A 2,293-nucleotide genomic window follows, 5' to 3' on the forward strand; every position below is an offset into this window, starting at 1 on the left:
TTGTTGAACGAAGCCGCTACGCGGCAGAGTAAAACGAGTGCGAACCATACTCTTGTAACACCATCACCCTGATGGTCGTTCACAGGAGTAACCCCATGAAACCCGATGACTTAAAACGTTACAACACCCTTTATGAACAACACCTTACCAACCTAAAGCTGCAAGGTAAACGACCCGCGACCATTGATGCCTATTCCCGTGCGGTTCGTCGGATCACCGCTCATTTCGACCGAGCCCCTGATACATTAACGACCTCTGACCTCAAACAGTTCTTCGCGTCTCTTATTCAAACCCACTCGTGGAGCACCATAAAACTCGATCGTAATGGCTTGCAGTTTTTCTATCGCTACACGCTCGATAAACAGTGGGAGTGGCTCAATATCGTCAAGCCGCCACAAGTAAAACGACTGCCCGACATACTGACACCACAGCAAGTCAGCTCGCTGATTACTCACACTCGACAAGCACGTTATCAGGTGTTTTTTCTTACTCTGTACAGCATGGGGTTACGACTCAGTGAGGGATTAAATCTTACGGTTCATGATATCGACAGCCAAACAATGCGCGTTCACATACGGGAAGGAAAAGGCGGAAAAGACCGAATGGTGCCGCTTCCGCTGCGAACGCTTAAAGCTCTTCGCGTGCATTGGCTTACCCATAAGCACCCTTACTACTTATTCCCTGGCCTTGGTACATGTCGCGACACCCCTATGGATCGTGGCGGTATTCAAAAAACCATGAAACTTGTACTCAAAGAGTGCGGAATCCAAAAACACGCCAGCCCCCACTCACTTAGACATTGCTTCGCGACGCACTTACTTGAGCAAGGGTTAGACCTGCGTTCACTGCAAACGCTACTGGGTCATGCAAGCCTTAATACCACGGCTCGTTACACCCGAATGACTACGCTAAAACAACGCGATGCTGCGATGGCCATCAATCATTTAACTGAAGCTCTAGAATTAACGTGGAGCATTACATGAGTACCTTTATTGAACTGCTTCGCCAACATCACTCTGCGCTTAAACGTCACGATTATGCGCAGATGAATGGCGATATGCATCGAGCCATTGGGGCGATGCTCCGTTGTAAAACAGAACGACAAGGTCGCTCACAATGGTTCTGCAGTCACTGTCATCACAATGACCGATTACCGCTTTCTTGTGGTCATCGTCATTGCCCTCAGTGCCAACAACGCACCACCGCTGATTGGCTTCAACGTCAGCAGCAAAAGCGGTTACCTATTCACTATTTCATGGTGACCTTCACTTTGCCGTATCAATTAAGGGTCTTAGCAAGACATCAACCTAAAGCGATATATAACGGTATGTTTAAGGTGGCATCAGGGGTATTAAAGGATTTTGCTAACCGACAACGGCAAGGTGAACTTGGTTTTACCGCCGTGTTACATACTCACAGCCGACAACGAAACTTGCACCCACATCTGCACATTATCGTGGCGGCAGGCCAATACGACGCGTCGAGGCAAACGTGGCACAAAGGCAACAAGCATTACCTCTTCAACGCGTTTGCTTTGGCCAAAGTATGGCGAGCAAGAATGCTAGAGGCCATTAATCAACACCCAACGTTGTGGCTGCCGAGTGGCATACCCAAACAATGGGTGGTCGATTGCAGACAAGTAGGATACGGTCAGGCTGCACTCAACTATTTGGCGCGCTATCTCTATCGCGGTGTGCTGCCTGATGAAGACATCATCAGTATCACAGATGATACTGTCACCTTCCGCTATAAAGAGAGTCAGACCAATGCATGGCGAACGCGCACCTTGCCCATTCTGAAGTTTTTGCTGCTCATTTTGCAACACGTGCTGCCCAAAGGATTGCAGAGAGTACGAGACTACGGATTTTTACGTGGTCAAGCTCACGCCTTAAGAGCCCGCATTCAACTGCTGTTATTGAACTTGGTCTATATGATGCCGCCGCTAACGGCACCGATAAGGAGCAAAGCGATAAGAATCTGCCCTTGCTGTGAGCATGAGATGGCGTGTGTTGGAGTGAGCCGACCCATGTAGCCGAAAGGCATTTGATAATAAGGAGAATGGCATTGACGAAATCAAAGGAGATGTGACGACGAAAGAAACGAAAAATAGCTAACTGGTTGATAAGATTGCTATCGCAACCTTATCTTGACCCCGCTCGCCTTGAGAAAAGCCTCAAAGCGATGTGCCCTTCAAGTTCAATCGTACAATTTACTTAACAAAGTGGCTTCGGGCTTGTTCAACACTCGGGATTTAGTGTTGGCTGCGCAACACCTTAATCCTTATTTGTTATAC

2 protein-coding genes are annotated in these 2,293 nt (G+C 48.1%); both read left to right on the forward strand.

The window, feature by feature from the left end:
* Nucleotides 1–95 precede the first annotated feature (95 nt).
* Nucleotides 96–983 carry a tyrosine-type recombinase/integrase gene (locus AB4503_RS25145; protein ID WP_372115891.1) on the forward strand — a complete coding sequence of 296 codons (888 nt, stop codon included), beginning with the start codon at nucleotides 96–98 and terminating at the stop codon, nucleotides 981–983.
* Nucleotides 980–2,032: a transposase gene (locus tag AB4503_RS25150; RefSeq protein WP_171350138.1), complete on the forward strand. Its 1,053-nt coding sequence runs from the start codon at nucleotides 980–982 to the stop codon at nucleotides 2,030–2,032. The genes AB4503_RS25145 and AB4503_RS25150 overlap by 4 nt, the downstream gene beginning before the upstream one ends.
* Nucleotides 2,033–2,293 lie beyond the last annotated feature (261 nt).

The sequence above is a fragment of the Vibrio sp. 10N.222.55.B11 genome (genome assembly GCF_041473705.1).
Lineage (GTDB): Bacteria > Pseudomonadota > Gammaproteobacteria > Enterobacterales > Vibrionaceae > Vibrio > Vibrio crassostreae_C.

What these genes read in the sequence shown, in the direction of transcription:
- AB4503_RS25145 (WP_372115891.1), top strand. Translation starts at nt 96, where the DNA reads ATGAAACCCGATGACTTAAAACGTTACAACACCCTTTATGAACAACAC.
- AB4503_RS25150 (WP_171350138.1), top strand. Translation starts at nt 980, where the DNA reads ATGAGTACCTTTATTGAACTGCTTCGCCAACATCACTCTGCGCTTAAA.